Here is a 15715-nt window from a genome sequence, read left to right on the forward strand (position 1 = left end):
TCCTTTTTTAGGAGGTTTTTCTTTTTTTTATGGAGCAAACATAAATTATACCAACTAACTTAAAGTTAGTCTTGACATATAATAATAGTCCTATTTACCTATTTTTTTATTTATTATGGGAAACATAAAAAATGGGTGTAGAAATACACATTTACAATTATACATATTCCTAGATGTTTGCTTAAAAATATTATGCTAGTAAGTTACTAATTACCCATTAAAATTTTCTTTACAAAGTAGTTCTAATTATTCGAATTGGGATAGTTAAGGGAAAGGGGACGTAGTTCGACATAATTTCTGTTTGATTTTCATTATTATTGTCATGAAATCAAAATAATCAAACTTAGACCATGATAGCAAGGAAAACCAAATCAAAAGCAAGGGGTGTGATAGTGATAGTGCTATTGTCTAGAAATACAAAGGAGGGAAAACTAGTTGAAGAAAAGAAATCGGATTAACTTTTTTAGTATTGTAGTATTAGTGCTCATGCTTTTTTCACTGTTTACACCAGTACTAGCAAATTCTCAATCAATTGGTAAAAACACTAAGTCAAATGGTAAACTTCATCAATCCTTATTTGATTCGAAAAGTAGTGCTAAAACAAAAGTTAGTCAGCGTTTATTAAGTGAGTTTAAAAATAATGATAAAGTTACCTTTCTTGTTAAGTTTAATGAAAAGGCAGAAACAACATTAGTGGCTAATAAAGCGAGGAATTCTGAGCAATCTAAGAATTCGCCAATTCAAGCAGAGTTTTTACAGCGTTCGGCAGTTGTTTCCGAATTGAAATCTATTTCTCTAAAATCACAACAGAGAGTGATAGAGTTTCTGGAAAGGGAGACGAGAAAAGGAAATGTCGAAGATTTTAGATCATATTTTATCGTTAATGGGATTGCGGTTACGGCGACTAAAGAAATTGCAGAGCAGCTAGCAGCCTTTTCTGAAGTTGAAAAAGTATTACCTAACGAAACCCGTAAATTGTTAAATACAAAGGTAGAAAATGAGAAAATTCCTCATTCGAAGCTTGAAAATGTCGAATGGAATGTTGAACGTGTTAATGCCCCACAAGCATGGGCAATGGGAATTGATGGTTCAGGAACTGTTGTAGCAAGTATAGATACTGGTGTTCAATGGGACCATCCTGCTTTAAAAGTAAAATACCGTGGCTTCAATGAGACGACAGGGGAAGTTAATCATAGTTATAGCTTTTACGATGCTACAGCTGCTAGGCAAAAAGCGCCATATGATGATCATGGACATGGAACACACGTTACAGGAACAATGATTGGAAGTGAGCCAGACGGATCGAACCAGATTGGGGTTGCTCCTGGAGCCAAATGGATTGCTGCTAAAGCATTTGACTCACATGGAAATGCTACAGATGCTGTTTTATTAGATGCTGCGGAATGGATTATTGCTCCCGGTGGAAGAATTGATCTGGCACCTGATGCTGTTAATAACTCATGGAGCGGTGGACCAGGTTTAAATGAGTGGTACCGTGATACTATTAGAGCATGGAGAGATGCTGGGATTTTTCCAGAATTTGCAGCTGGGAACACGGATTTATTAAATCCGGGTGGGCCAGGCTCAATTCCAGTTCCAGCTAACTATCCTGAATCATTTGCTGTCGGAGCAACGGATAGTAATGATGGATTAGCTGGTTTTTCACTACGAGGCCCGTCACCTTACGACGAAATTAAACCAGATATTACAGCTCCTGGTGTAAATATACGCTCTGCAGTACCTGGTAATTCATATGATAATAATAGTGGAACATCAATGGCTAGTCCAGTTGTAACAGCGGTTGCTGCGATGTTACGTCAGGCAAACGCTAGTTTGACAGTCGATGAAATGGAAGAAATTTTGTTAAATACAGCAACACCATTAACTGATATTCAATATCCCGTCTCTCCTAATAATGGATACGGATATGGTTTAGTTAATGCTAGGAATGCCCTTTCTTTTATCATAAGTGGACCTGGTAAAATAAAAGGACAAGTTCTAAACGAAAGGAAAAAAATTAAAACGGGTTTAAATAATGCAACAATGAATAATCAAATAGATTTTTATGAAAAAGGATTACCGAACTCTGATTTATTTCCTTCAGAGGCAAGAGTTAGTGTATTAGAAAGTGGTTACTCAGTGAAAACAAATCCTTCAGATGGAACGTATTCCTTACTACATGCAGCTGGTACTTTTACTGTTAAAGCTGAGGCTTATGGTTTTTACCCTGCCGAACAGACGATAACTGTTGTAAATAATGAAACATCAATAGCAGATTTTTATTTAAAAAAAATGGCACAAGCAAACATTACTGGTATCATTAAAGACCAAGTAACTGGAAAAAGAATTCCGGGGGTAACTGTTTTATTGTTAGAGGATGCAAATGTTACACCTGTAGAAACAGATGAGAACGGATATTTCACCTTAACTTTATACAAAGGTAATTATACACTAAGAGTGATGGCACAAGGTTACCATTGGAAAGAAATTAAAATTACAGTGGGGGACTCTGATCAGGAATTAAATGTTGATCTTGAACCTTTTTATACGTATCCAGGCGGAGAAATTGGCTATGATGATGGATCAGCAGAAAATGCTTTAGCGTTTTTGAATGCGGGTAACGCATATGCAGTAAAAATGTCACTTCCTAAAGGTAAAAATTCAGCCCTTGTTACTGACGGTATATTTTGTTTTTGGGAAGCTGATTTTCCAGATCCAGGGGGAACAGAGTTTGCAGTAGAAGTTTGGGATTCTTCAGGGGCTAAGGGTTTTCCAGGTAAAAAAATTGCTGGTCCATTCTATGCTGATGCTATACGAGACAAAAATCAATGGACCATTGTAGATTTACGAAAATATAATATTATAGTTGAAGATGATTTTTATATGGTTTATAGGCAGACTGGTAATAATCCGTATGTACCTGGTCTAGCTAGTGATGAGGATGGTATTTTTGCAAATAGAAGTTACCAATATAATAAATCAGATGGGTTATGGATACAAACATCTGACTACTGGGGAAACTTTATGATTCGAGCGCGGGTTAGTTACGAAGTGGTTACACCTGTAATAACTTCACCAGTAAATGATTTTATTACAAATGAAGCTGAAATAATAGTAGAAGGTACTGCATCTCCATCAACTACTATTCAATTGTTAAATAATGGTGAAAATGTAGGAACTGCTAAAGTTGGTGATGATGGAACGTTTGCAATTCCAACAAAGTTGATTGAGGGAGAAAATAATTTTAAGGCTTTATCTTTAGTTGAGGATAAACTAACAAAGGAATCGGAAACTGTTACTGTAAAATTAGTTTTGATGGCACCTGAACTTACCATTGATAATCCAAAACATGGAGATAAAACGAATAGGGAAACAGTTACTGTCGAGGGAACTGTTTCAGCGGCTAACCTGGATTGGGTGAAAGTCAATGGCCAAAAAACCGATGTCGTGAATGGCAAATATTCAAAACGTGTCATGTTAGATAATGGAGAAAATGAAATCAAAGTTGTTGCCCAGAACATTGCTGGGAATAAAACGACGAAAAAAGTTAAAGTTTTTGCCAAATATTTCGCACCGCAAATTGATCATTTACTGCCAAACGAAGATAAAACTCTCGATACTGGCCAAAGCGTTAAAATTGAATTCGACAGTGAGCCTGGACTTAGAGCTACTTTCTATATTCATATGCCTCTAACGAACACGAACTCAAAACAAATCACAAATGCTACAGAATTACCGATGATGGAAATGGCAAACGGCCATTATGTTGGTTACTGGACGGTCCCACTCAAGACGCAAGCGAATGGTGCAGCCATCGAAGTAAAAGCTGTAGATACCTATGGCAATGAAATCAGGAAAATTGCTGATGGCAAACTTTTTATCAACGTTGGTACAACGAGCGGCGGAATTGGATTAACGAAATAAGAAAAAAGATGTGAACAGGATTTCCGTTCACATCTTTTTTCACTTCATGAACTCATTCACTGTAAAAACGAAGGCAAGCTTATTGTCTCACAATGTGCTATAATGGAAATTCAATTCAGAACAGGAAGTGACAAATTATGATAAAAATTGACATCCCAAAGCCAGATGTTGTAATTACAAAAAAGAAACCTTTAGAAGAAGTTAAGGATCACAAAATTAGTAGTGATTATGGATTTACTGATTTTAGACTTATTTCACGCGAAAAAGGCGGCATTATATTATTTTATAATGCAAAAGATGAACTATTATTCGTCGGTAAAGCTAGAAAGCTCCGACAACGGGTAACTAAGCATTTTGATGATAATGTATCAGCAATCAAAAAGCATAGGGAAGAAGTGCAAAAAATTGCTGTTATTTATGTAGAAGATCCGATGGAACGAGAAATTTATGAAACATTCATTATTAATAAGCTTCAAGCAAAATATAATATAGATAAAGTATTTTATAAATAAAACTTTTTTTGTTAATGAGAATCAAGGGTGTATTATAGCTTATAATACACTCTTTGTCATTGAATTGAACAAATTACAAAATGTATTAATTTTATTAATGTAAAGAAAAATTAACTCCTTCAAATTTCCTCTTCACTACCTAAGCTAAATCTTCCATAATTTTAAAAAGTGGTAACGCTTTCATCTGAATATTTCGAATATTGATGTTTAAATTCTTGTTTTATCATGCTATAATGTACAAATTATGAGAAAACTCAGAAGAAGGTAGGTTAAATGATGAGTCAAGAAATGGTGAAAGCTAAAACAGTACATGTGGAAGACATTCTTATTGCGTATCAGCTGCTAAAAGATATTGTTACGCATACACCATTACAAAAAAATGAACGTTTATCAGAAAAATATCAATGCAATATTTATTTGAAACGAGAAGACTTACAACATGTACGTTCATTTAAATTAAGAGGGGCATATTATAAAATAAAATCTATAGAAAATGAGGCACGTGATAAAGGGGTAATATGTGCGAGTGCAGGAAACCATGCTCAAGGTGTTGCCTATGCATGTCGTGATTTAGGTATTCACGGTAAAATCTTTATGCCGCAAACCACTCCAAAACAAAAAATTGACCAAGTCAAAATGTTTGGTCGCGATTTTGTAGAGGTTGTTTTAACGGGAGATACATTCGATGACTCCTCTGCAAGTGCAGTCAAGTGTGCGGAAGAAGAGGGGATGGTATTTATTCATCCGTTTGATGACGAAAGTGTCATTGCTGGTCAAGGGACTGTTGCAGTTGAAATCATGAATGATGTGGAGGAACCACTGGATTTTGTGTTTGCAAGCATCGGCGGCGGTGGATTAATGTCGGGAATAAGTACATATATAAAAAGTGTTTCTCCTAAAACAAAAATGATTGGGGTGGAGCCAAGCGGGGCTGCCAGTATGAAAGCATCTATTCAAAATGGTGCCATCCTCCCACTTTCTGAAATTGATAAATTTGTCGATGGTGCAGCAGTAAAATGTGTTGGCCAAAAAACGTTTGATATTTGTAATCATTTTGTAGAGGAGATCGCTCCAGTTCCTGAGGGGAAGGTTTGTACAACTATATTAGATTTATATAATGAACATGCGATTGTTGCTGAACCTGCAGGCGCACTTCCTATCGCCGCACTTGATTATTATAAAGATCAAATAAAAGGCAAATCGGTTGTCTGTGTCATCAGCGGCGGCAACAATGATATTGGAAGGATGCAAGAAATTAAAGAAAAATCATTGATTCATGAAGGATTACTATATTACTTCATTGTTAATTTCCCACAAAGGGCAGGTGCTCTTCGCGAATTTTTAGATGGCGTATTAGGACCTGATGACGATATTACTACCTTCGAATATACTAAGAAAAATAATAAAGAAAGTGGTCCAGGGTTAGTCGGGATCGAATTGAAAAGAAGTGAGGATTACCATTTGCTCATAGAAAGAATGAAGAAAAAGGGCTTTCCTTTTATAGAAGTGAATAAGGACAGCAATTTATTTCATTTATTAATTTAGAATGTGAAGGAAGAAGCTTGATTAGGCTTCTTCCTTCAATTTTTTAAAACGATTGACAAACAAAGCAATGAGTAAAATAAGTGATACGATAAAGTACCCCGCCAAAATACCTGCTTGATGCCACATGGCGGAAAAGTCGCCTGTAAACATAACATCACGAAGTCCTGCTACGGCATAACTCATTGGAAGAAAACGATGAAACGGTTGTAAGGCTGGAGCAATTAATTCAACAGGGTAAGATCCTCCACTTGTTGTTAATTGTAAAATTAACGCAACAAGTGCGACGAACTTCCCTGGATTTCCGAAACCTGCCGCAAGAAACATAATAAGTGTTCCGAATGCCAGGCTCGATATAAAGCTAAATAGAAGAAACAATGGAATACTTTGCACCGCTAAATGAAATGTGAGTAGTAAGAATAAAGCTGTAATTAGCGATTGGCCAAGTATAACAACAATTAAAACTGAATATTTACTAATGAGCCAACCTAATCCTGAAGTTGGATTCCCCACAGGATCTCTTAAATTGTATATCGTTGTAAGCATTAGCGGCCCAACAAAAAGCCCAAGTGACAGAAAATAAGGTGTGAATCCGGCACCATACGTAATTCCTTCAGTCATATCTTTGCGTTTTACTTCGACTGGTGCAGCAAACATTGAATTGCGTGCATTGTTTGCTCCTTTTACCGCTCCAATTGCCTCTTTTAAATCATTTAACCCTTTAGATAATTTTTTAGCACCTGTTAAAAGTTGATCTTCTCCATCTGTTAATAAGGAGACCGAATGTATTAATGTTCCCCAGCCATTTTCTACGGTTTTCGTTCCTTCTGCTATTTTTTTAGCTCCATTTTTCAGGGCAATACTTCCATTTGCAGCCGTTCTAAATTGATTGAGATACGTATCAAGCTGAGCAGTAGTATTGAGCTGCTTCGAAGGTAAGGATAATTGTTGATCTTTCAGACTTTGAAGCATAGATGATAGACCGGATAATTGATTTTCCACCTTACCAAAATTCATTGTTTTTATGATCTCGGAAAGCTGCCCGATACCGGTTAACACCGCTTGAAAATTTGGGTCATTTGCAGTTTCCGGATGGTTAGCAGTGTATTTTTGTATGTCACTTTGAAGTGTTGGAACCAATCTTTTTAATTGCTCCATTTGATTGGTTGTTTGATTTAGCCGATTCATGATTTCGTTAATTTGATTATTTAATGTACTAAGATTTGTTTGCAGCTTCGGATAAATGCTATCAATGAACTTAGTAACTTCCTTCATATTAGATGAAATGCTATCTAGTTTTTTCTCGAATCCTAAGAGTCCATTGCTTAATTCAGCTGTTTTGGAATAAAGTTGTGCAGATCCAGTTGCAAGTTCATGGATAGAAGGCTGTTGTTGTTTCAATCCGCTTAACAATTGATTGGATTTAGTATGTAATGTATCAAGACCATTTACTAATTCGATTCCACCGTTGTGAGCTTTGTTAAGTGCATGATAAATGTCACCAAATTGATTAAACAAAACACTCGTGTAATGCTCTGTGATATTTTCTGAAATCGTTTTTCTTAATGCTTCAGATGCAGAATCAGTTATTTTTGTCGAAACGAAATTATAACCTGTATTTGGGATGTATTCGATTTTCGCTCGCTTCGGTTTGTTTTCTATAACGCTAGTAAGGTTCTTCGAGAAATCTTTTGGGATTTGAATCATTGCATAATAACGGTTTTTCCTTAATCCTTGAACTCCTTCTTGTTCGGACACAAATTCCCATTTCACTTTATGATCTTTTCGTAATTCATCAATAATATCATTACCAACGGAAATAGTATCACCTTTGTATTGAACTGGTTGATCAAGATTCACCATGGCAACAGGCAACTTCTTGATCATACCGTAAGGATCCCAAAATGCCCAAACAAAAATACCGGAATACAAAGAGGGGATTAGAATTACCCCAATGATGGAAATGAGGATCATTTTATTTCTGGCAATTGCCAGCCATTCAGCACGCATCATTTTCACCTCGTAGACTAACGTTTTTAATGGGACATTAATTACTGAAAATATGAATTCAGTTTGTACAAAATGTGTGTGGAAAGAAATATACTTCTTTAAGTTTGTCCTTTTTTTGTTCATTTTAATTAAAAAGAGGTTAAATCCCTGCCTTTTAATTCGGCATTATCTTACTACTATGATCTTAATCATGTCATCGTTACAACGAAAACAATCTTATTTTTCATGTTACATAGAATGATTTGAAACAGGGAAAACTGCAAAATAGATGCGATTCATTAAATACGGAGGATAAACAGATGAACCAATTACATAAACAAAAATTGGTATCTGAAGTGAGCTGGAAAAAGAAATTAATGATCACTCTATGGATTAAATGGGAAAGATTATTTAATGGCATCTTACGTATTAAAACTATTGATGAAAATCATCCATTCTTAAATGGGAGAGTCCGTACTTATTGGGGAAAAACCATTCAATTGTCAGATGGAGAAAAAATTCAAAGAGGAGATCGAGTGTTAGAGCTTCATTTTAATAATGAAAGGCTTTTTCACATGGTAATGAATTCTCGTTCTTCTGTCCATTTAGCCATTCAATTAATTCGAGCATCAGAACAATTATTAGTCAACATTCGACCATTTATTCTTAATCACCCTAAGAGTGAAAAAATTAAAGGTTTATTTGGGGTCTCTATGATCCATCGTGGAACAAAACAATTAGGATTTACTGTTATTAGCCTACCAAAAGGGATTTTTGCATTTCTTACTAAAATCTATTTAAGACTATTGTTGCTCGTGATTCACCCACAAGGGAGACAAAGATTTAAAACAAAACAGGAGCTGCTTGTTCCAAAAGTAATTGCCATTTCAACGAAGGAACTAATAAGAAGATATCCTAGTGAGAAACTTTCTATGCCAGGTCAACAGGAACTAATACACAATCAACAAGAATAATTGGCTTCAATAATACCAGTAAAGTGTGATCATTGAGGTGTGGAGATTTTGGAAATCACAGTAATGACCTATAATATTCATCATGGCAAAGGGAGTGATAAGATATCAGACCTTAACAGAATCGCTGAAGTAATCAAAAAAAGTAAAGCAGATATTATTGGTTTAAACGAAGTAGATAAACATTTATCCAAGCGCAGTAATTATGTAAATCAAGTAGAATGGCTTGCAAAACAATTAAACATGTATCAAATTTTTAGTCCATCTATCTCTATACCGACATTTAACTCATCAAATGTTCGACAATACGGAAATGCCCTCTTATCTAGTTATCCAATTGTAAATCATACGAATTTTTCATTTAATTTTATCCCAGGACTAGTCGAAGGAAGGTCATTACTTGAAGCTACCATTGAAATAAACAAAAAGTTATTTCGTATCTATGTCACTCATCTAAGTCTCAATACCTTTCTTCATCGAAAACAAACAGACTTTATTATCAATCTGGTTCATAAATGTTCGCATCCGATTATTATTATGGGTGATTGGAATATGAGAACAGGTTCCCATGGATGGAAGAAAATCACTAGAGAGCTTCACGACGTTTGGGATCAAGCAGGTAATGGTGAAGGATTCACTTATCCTTCACTTAGACCGAGAAGAAGATTAGACTATCTTTTTGTCAGTTCTTCTTTTCGAATAGACAACGTTGAACTTGTAACTTTATTATCAAAAGCCTCTGACCATTTGCCATTAAAGGCGACACTCACTCTTGATTAAAGGTTGTTAAAATTCATCTTTCGAAGGGAGGAGAATAGTGGTGACATCTGATCGTTCTCAGAATAAAAAGGTTATCTTGCTTATCGTTGATACATTAATGGATACAACCATACAAGCTGCAATAGCATCTGGTAATGCTCCTGCTATTAAATTTTTCATAGATAATGGACATTATTATCCGAATGTAGTGAGTACTTTTCCGACGATGTCAGTTACTGTTGATAGTACTTTACTAACGGGTGTATACAGTGATAAACATAAAGTACCAGGACTGGTTTGGTATAGCCAAAAAGAAAAAAGAATTATTAATTATGGAAGCCATATTAGAGAACTATATAAATTGGGACTAAAGCAATCCATGGAAGACATATTTTATAATCTGAATCATGTACATTTTAGCAAACAGCATAAAACGGTACATGAAATCTTAAAAGAGAAGGGAATACAAACCTCCGCAATCAATACACTTTTATATAGAGGAAGTAACTCTATTCAATTGAAAGTACCATTTTTTTTAAAATTAACTGGTTTAAAAAAGAATCTATCTTCTCATTCGCCTGACTTATTTTCTTACGGAGCTTTTCGCAGGTTCAATCCTTTAAAAAAACATACTCGTTTTTGGCAAAAATATGGGTTTAATGATAAATTTGCAGCACATGAAATAAAATATCTCATTAAAAAAAATAAAGTACCACCTTTAACGATTGCATATTTCCCTGACTTAGACCAACGTATTCATAAACATGGGAGAACCGATGTTGAAGGAATTCAAAAGGTTGATAAACAATTACAAGAAATCCTAAATCAGTATCCTTCATGGGAAGAGGCATTATCGAATAATATATGGATAATTTCAGGAGACAATGGACAAGCATGGATTAGCAACAACAAGACAGAAGCACTTATTGATTTACGAGATCTATTGAATTCCTATCGAATTGTCAAATTAAAAGAGGGTGTTACATCAAAAGACGAAATCGTTCTTTGTGTTAACGAAAGAATGTCTTTTATATATACCCTTGACGACCAAAAAGTACGTTTAAACGAAATTGCAAATCTCTTGCAAAAAGACGATCGAATTGATGTCATAGCAGTAAAAAATGAAAAAACCGTAACCGTTACATCAGGTATACACAATGGCCAGCTTCATTTTCATCCAGAGGGAGAATATTTTGATGAGTATAAGCAATCTTGGTTTTTAGAAGGGAATGCAGATATATTAGATCTGTCAATCACGGATAAAAGAATTCAATATGGGGATTATCCTGATGCATTAGCAAGATTATATTCTTCATTTTTCTCGCATGAGGGCAATTACTTAATTGTAAGTGCAAAGCCTGGTTTTGAGTTCATTGGAGAGGGATCACCTACACATATAGGTGGAGCAAGTCATGGGGGATTACACAAAGAAGATTCCTTAGTCTCAATGATCGTAACCGGTACCAACACCACTCCGAAGTATTTACGTTTTTTAGATTTGAAAGATTGGCTTCTATCTTTAGTTCAATAAGACTTGTTTTATATGTTGCATTTGAATCAGAAATCTAAATAATTTTGAATTCGTACGTAGAGGAAGATATATTTGTTAAAAAGGGATGTCACAAATATCTTCACCCTGTACGAAATATAAAAATTTTCACAAAAATAAGCTGTCCAAATTGTCTAGTACCTCGACCAAATGGGCAGCTTAATAAGATAGTTATACTAAATGTTTTTTACGAATAAAGTTCTGAATGTCTCGATTTCCAATAAATTTCTTTGTCTTCTCATCCCATAGCTTAAAGGTAAGTGATTTTAAACTCGTCCAAAGTGTGAGTGTCGGTACATCTTGAAGTCGTGGGTCGCTTTTGTGTGCTTTCTCGAGATGATAGTTTGGTACACGAGAATTCAGATGATGGACATGGTGAAACCCGATGTTTCCCGAGAACCATTGTAAAATTTTCGGAAGCTTATAGAAAGAACTACCTTTTAAAGCGGCTTCGACATAGTTCCAGTTCTCACCATTTTCAAAGTAACCATCCTCAAACTGATGTTGTACATAAAATAACCAAACTCCAGCAAATGATGCGATGTAGAAAATTGGTAACTCTACTAATATCAAAGCTTTCCATCCTAATGTAAAGCCTAAGAGCAGCATTATAGTCAGCAGAATAATATTGGTAATCCAAACATGCTTTTTCTCTTTTTTAGGTGCATTTTTTCGATTAAAGCGGTAAGAGATTAAAAAGAGATATAGAGGTCCAATTATGAACATCACGATTGGATTTCTATAAATTCTGTACCATAAACGTTTTAACCAAGAAGCTTCTGCATATTCTTGAAGTGTCATTGTCCACACATCACCAACACCACGTTTTTCTAAATGCCCATTCGTCGCATGGTGGATGGAATGGCTGTGTTTCCACTGTTCATAGGAACAAAAAGTAAACAAACCTGTGATTATGCCCACAATTTCATTCGCCTTACGGTTCTTAAAAAATGAGTAGTGAGTACAATCATGAAAAATTATAAACGTTCTCACTAAAAATCCGGCTGCTGGAATGGCACACAATAAAGTAAGCCAATAGGACACATTGAGGCTTAAATAGGCCAACACCCATAATATTAAAAACGGTCCTACGGAATTAATTAGTTGTCCAACACTCGCTGAAATGCGTGGCCGTTCAAATGATGCTAATTTTTTCTTCCATTCACGTAGATTGTACTTTGATTGTTCGCTCATCTAAAACATCACCTTTTTAAAATTTTTTAGAATAATAGATTGATAGGTTGGAATCTCATTTGAATCGTGATTTTTTTTGCATATAATAATACATGCTTAATGGCCACCAAAGAATAGCAAAGATTGGGTAGACGGCCCACACCGTATTTGGCGAGGAAACAATATTTACAACGATAAAGAATATGATTATTAGAATACTAGCTGATATTGAAAATTGAAAAAATTTATTCGCTTTTGCATAATACATCGATAAAGGCCACCATATCACTGCAAAGGTAGGGTAGATAGCCCACACCGTATTTGGTGAGGATACAATATTTACAACTGTAAAAAATATGATTATAAGAAAACTAGCAGATATTGAAAATTGAAAATATTTTTTCGTTTTTGCATAATACATCGATAAAGGCCACCATATCACTGCAAAAGAAGGGTAGATAGCCCAAGGGTATTGTGGTGAAAGGATACTATTTAAAACTGAATAATACACGATCGTGATTAAACTTCCGAGAATAGCCAATGAGACAGTGTTCCTCTTTTTTTCTAAACACATAAGAATCGGCCACCAAATAATTGGGTAAAACGCGTACAAAAACCATGGATGGCCAGGGCTGTGAAAATAATTAACGATAAAGAGAAATAATATGATCAATAAGCTAGTGAAAATAGAATGAACTTTATATTCACCATTTTTTATAGATTGAACACTGAGCGGCCATAATAATATGAAAAAAGAAGGGTAGATAAACCATAGATTATCAGAGCTAGTCAAGTAATTAACGCTAATGAAAAATAAAATACTTATAATACTTGCTAACCAAGCAAAAATGACATCATGTCTATGCACGATCTTGTTCCCTCCTTTATTTTTGACGTAACCATCTATAAAACATACTTAGTGGCCACCATAATACACCAAATGTTGGATAGACAAACCAAATGATATTCGGAGTATAATAGAAATTGATAAAAATAAACAAAGCAATGATTAGCCCACTACCCCATAAGGAGAAACCTAAGTCTAATTTTGTCATATTTTTCTTTACTGGCTGCTGTATCGTACCAAGCTCTTTTTCTATTTCATCTATATCACCAAAATCAATAATGGCTTTATTGATCGCATCTTCCTCTTCTTTCCCTTGTGCCATTAAGTCATATACTTTCTCCTCAAGGTTTTCCAAAATCTCTTGTTTTACCAGTTCTTTTTGTTCACTATCTGGAATTTTTTTAAATAAATAATCAACATGGTCCCTTATTTTTCTCATTGTAATCCCTCCAAAAATAAATCAACTATTTCCTTTGTTTCTTCCCATTCTTTAACTGTTTCCTTTAAATAAGCTTTACCGAGGGTGGTGATTCTATAATATTTTCGTTTCCCACCATGTGTAATATTTCCAGTGTACGATTCGATTAATTCCTTCTTTTCTAATCGTTGGAATACCGCATAGAGGGTGGCTTCTTTTATTTGAAATCGATTTTCTGTCCGTTGACTAATTTGTTTTGATATTTCATATCCATATTGATCTTTTTCCAAGATTAAACAAAGGATAATTGAATCCAAATGTCCACGGATAATGTCACTCCTAATCATAATTCACCTTCCATAAAAATGATTGTTCTATCTGATAGAGTAATATTAACGTAAATTACTCTATCTGTCAAAGTAAAATTTATTTTTATTTTTATTCCTTCCGAAATATTCCAATAAAATAACAGGAGATAAATGGATTAATAATTATTTCTTTGAAAAACTAATTAAGAGTGAAATTATTTAAAATAATTATTCTAAATTTTTAATATTGATTTAATTATAAATTTTTATTACAAATATATTACATTCGTGTATAATACGTTTGTAGAAAGTGAGAAAGTTGGGCATAAAATGAAAAAGAACAGTTTAATATTTGTGATTTTTTTACTTTTAATAGTGGTGTTAGCGGGATGTTCATTCAAGGCGGAAGCACAAAAACCAAAAAAAGAGCCTGCTGAGAAATCTGTCGTTCAACCTGTAGAGAAACAAACAGTAGAGGAAGAAGAAGTCATTAATGAGGAACAAAAAGAAGTTGATACTTCTCAGTGGATTGATGTGAATGAACCAGCAAAGATTCCCATTCTCATGTATCATAGCATTTCTTCAGGGAATAGTTTGCGTGTTCCCAAAGAGGAATTTAGAGCACATATGAAATGGCTCAAGGATAATGGATACTATACGCTTAGTCCGGAAGAAGCTTATTTAGTTTTGACACAAAATAAGATACCGACTGAAAAGACTGTTTGGATTACATTTGATGATGGATATGAAGATAACTATACAGAAGCATACCCAATTTTAAAAGAATACGGGTTGAAAGCATCGATTTTTATGATAGGTAAATTAATCGATAAAAATAACCATCTTACAACAAATCAAATGCTGGAAATGAGCACGAATGAAATTTCAATCGAAAGCCATACATATAGTCATTTAGAACTAAACAGTTTAACACCTAGCCAACAAATGGAAGAAATGAAGCGTTCGAAAGAATTGTTTGACCACATGTTGGACCAGGAAACATCAATCCTATGTTATCCAGTTGGACAATATAACGAGGAAACACTAAAACTGGCCGAAGAAACTGGATATAAAATGGCACTTACAACAGAACCAGGCGCCGCATCAAGCGACCAAGGCCTATACGCACTCCATCGTATCCGCATATCCCCAGGAATGCCGCCAAACTGGTTCGGCACTTTGGTGTCAGGCACCGAAGATGGACATTAAGGTTTTTTTTCCACCTGAGATAGACAATTTGGAAATTAATGTTGGATTCAATTTACATAGGAGAAGTGTCTGAATACCATTCAGAAAATGTTACTGATTGTTTGATGTATCTTTATACAAATGAGGATATTTTTCAGCAAGAGTTGTATATTGAATAAAAAAGGCAGTCTCTTTCAATAATGGAGAAAGAGACTGCCTTCATACATTTATGAGATTTTACCGAAACGATCATTGTCACCGACCGGCCGAATTCGTACATTTTTTATAGATCCTTGCACCATTTTACCGCATAAAGGACATTGAGATTTGAGACCTTTGAAAGCGTTTACATCAAAGTGATCAACATTCCCTTGAAAAAACGGAGACTGAAACCATGTTTTACAATTTGGATTGGTACAACGAAGTTCCAGAACTTTGTTTGTTTTCATTCAATCATCCCCCTTAATAAAGTATATTCGCCATGAATGTATAGTTTCCTTTTCTTTTTCTAGAATATTTTGAAAAAAATAAAAAT

Annotated in this window: 13 protein-coding genes; 7 read left to right on the plus strand and 6 right to left on the minus strand. The window is 34.7% G+C overall.

Translation table 11 applies throughout. The annotated features are described in order from the left end of the window. Positions 1–486 precede the first annotated feature (486 nt). From ACQKP0_RS14410 to ilvA, 3 genes are all read left to right on the plus strand, one after another. Positions 487–3924 carry a S8 family serine peptidase gene (locus ACQKP0_RS14410; RefSeq protein ID WP_427406703.1) on the plus strand — a complete coding sequence of 1146 codons (3438 nt, stop codon included), beginning with the start codon at positions 487–489 and terminating at the stop codon, positions 3922–3924. A 137-nt stretch (positions 3925–4061) separates the two neighbouring features. After that, positions 4062–4436, plus strand: coding sequence for a nucleotide excision repair endonuclease (locus tag ACQKP0_RS14415; protein ID WP_427406555.1), 375 nt, complete (start codon positions 4062–4064; stop codon positions 4434–4436). 276 nt (positions 4437–4712) lie between these two features. After that, positions 4713–5981, plus strand: coding sequence for a threonine ammonia-lyase IlvA (gene ilvA, locus ACQKP0_RS14420; protein ID WP_427406704.1), 1269 nt, complete (start codon positions 4713–4715; stop codon positions 5979–5981). 21 nt (positions 5982–6002) lie between these two features. Here the strand turns inward: ilvA and ACQKP0_RS14425 are convergent, their stop codons facing one another. Then, positions 6003–8111 (minus strand): YhgE/Pip family protein, encoded by a 2109-nt coding sequence (locus tag ACQKP0_RS14425; protein WP_427406556.1) that lies wholly within the window; start codon positions 8109–8111, stop codon positions 6003–6005. A gap of 176 nt (positions 8112–8287) precedes the next feature. Between ACQKP0_RS14425 and ACQKP0_RS14430 the strand changes: the two genes are divergently transcribed. From ACQKP0_RS14430 to ACQKP0_RS14440, 3 genes are read left to right on the plus strand one after another with little or no spacing between them, the layout of a single operon-like run. Beyond that, complete coding sequence (locus ACQKP0_RS14430) at positions 8288–8941, plus strand: YkoP family protein (protein WP_427406557.1); 654 nt, start codon at positions 8288–8290, stop codon at positions 8939–8941. Between the two features lie 39 nt (positions 8942–8980). After that, positions 8981–9718, plus strand: a complete 738-nt coding sequence (locus ACQKP0_RS14435) for an endonuclease/exonuclease/phosphatase family protein (RefSeq protein WP_427406558.1) — start codon at positions 8981–8983, stop codon at positions 9716–9718. Positions 9719–9758: 40 nt separating this feature from the next. Further along, a complete protein-coding gene (locus ACQKP0_RS14440) occupies positions 9759–11228 on the plus strand; it encodes an alkaline phosphatase family protein (RefSeq protein ID WP_427406559.1) in 1470 nt (489 codons plus the stop codon). Between the two features lie 189 nt (positions 11229–11417). On the opposite strand, the gene ACQKP0_RS14445 is transcribed toward ACQKP0_RS14440, so the two are convergent. From ACQKP0_RS14445 to ACQKP0_RS14460, 4 genes are read right to left on the minus strand one after another with little or no spacing between them, the layout of a single operon-like run. Further along, on the minus strand, positions 11418–12440 hold the full coding sequence (locus ACQKP0_RS14445; protein WP_427406560.1) for a fatty acid desaturase: 1023 nt from the start codon (positions 12438–12440) through the stop codon (positions 11418–11420). Between the two features lie 55 nt (positions 12441–12495). Continuing rightward, entirely contained in the window at positions 12496–13287 is a 792-nt protein-coding gene (locus tag ACQKP0_RS14450) for a hypothetical protein (protein ID WP_427406561.1), read from the minus strand. 16 nt (positions 13288–13303) lie between these two features. After that, on the minus strand, positions 13304–13705 hold the full coding sequence (locus ACQKP0_RS14455; RefSeq protein ID WP_427406562.1) for a permease prefix domain 1-containing protein: 402 nt from the start codon (positions 13703–13705) through the stop codon (positions 13304–13306). Next, positions 13702–14031: a PadR family transcriptional regulator gene (locus ACQKP0_RS14460; RefSeq protein WP_427406563.1), complete on the minus strand. Its 330-nt coding sequence runs from the start codon at positions 14029–14031 to the stop codon at positions 13702–13704. Before ACQKP0_RS14460 ends, ACQKP0_RS14455 begins: the two co-directional genes overlap by 4 nt. A gap of 291 nt (positions 14032–14322) precedes the next feature. Between ACQKP0_RS14460 and ACQKP0_RS14465 the strand changes: the two genes are divergently transcribed. After that, complete coding sequence (locus tag ACQKP0_RS14465) at positions 14323–15201, plus strand: polysaccharide deacetylase family protein (RefSeq protein WP_427406564.1); 879 nt, start codon at positions 14323–14325, stop codon at positions 15199–15201. Positions 15202–15407: 206 nt separating this feature from the next. Here the strand turns inward: ACQKP0_RS14465 and ACQKP0_RS14470 are convergent, their stop codons facing one another. Continuing rightward, a complete protein-coding gene (locus ACQKP0_RS14470) occupies positions 15408–15629 on the minus strand; it encodes a hypothetical protein (protein WP_427406565.1) in 222 nt (73 codons plus the stop codon). Positions 15630–15715 lie beyond the last annotated feature (86 nt).

The organism is Heyndrickxia sp. NPDC080065, from assembly GCF_050281185.1.
Taxonomy (GTDB): Bacteria; Bacillota; Bacilli; order Bacillales; family Bacillaceae_C; genus Heyndrickxia.

Bases quoted from the DNA above. Each gene is read 5' to 3' on its own strand.
- ACQKP0_RS14415 (WP_427406555.1), top strand. From the start codon at position 4,062: ATGATAAAAATTGACATCCCAAAGCCAGATGTTGTAATTACAAAAAAG.
- ACQKP0_RS14470 (WP_427406565.1), bottom strand. From the start codon at position 15,629: ATGAAAACAAACAAAGTTCTGGAACTTCGTTGTACCAATCCAAATTGT.
- ACQKP0_RS14465 (WP_427406564.1), top strand. From the start codon at position 14,323: ATGAAAAAGAACAGTTTAATATTTGTGATTTTTTTACTTTTAATAGTG.
- ACQKP0_RS14445 (WP_427406560.1), bottom strand. From the start codon at position 12,440: ATGAGCGAACAATCAAAGTACAATCTACGTGAATGGAAGAAAAAATTA.
- ACQKP0_RS14460 (WP_427406563.1), bottom strand. From the start codon at position 14,031: ATGATTAGGAGTGACATTATCCGTGGACATTTGGATTCAATTATCCTT.
- ACQKP0_RS14410 (WP_427406703.1), top strand. From the start codon at position 487: ATGCTTTTTTCACTGTTTACACCAGTACTAGCAAATTCTCAATCAATT.
- ACQKP0_RS14425 (WP_427406556.1), bottom strand. From the start codon at position 8,111: ATGAACAAAAAAAGGACAAACTTAAAGAAGTATATTTCTTTCCACACA.
- ilvA (WP_427406704.1), top strand. From the start codon at position 4,713: ATGAGTCAAGAAATGGTGAAAGCTAAAACAGTACATGTGGAAGACATT.
- ACQKP0_RS14455 (WP_427406562.1), bottom strand. From the start codon at position 13,705: ATGAGAAAAATAAGGGACCATGTTGATTATTTATTTAAAAAAATTCCA.
- ACQKP0_RS14430 (WP_427406557.1), top strand. From the start codon at position 8,288: ATGAACCAATTACATAAACAAAAATTGGTATCTGAAGTGAGCTGGAAA.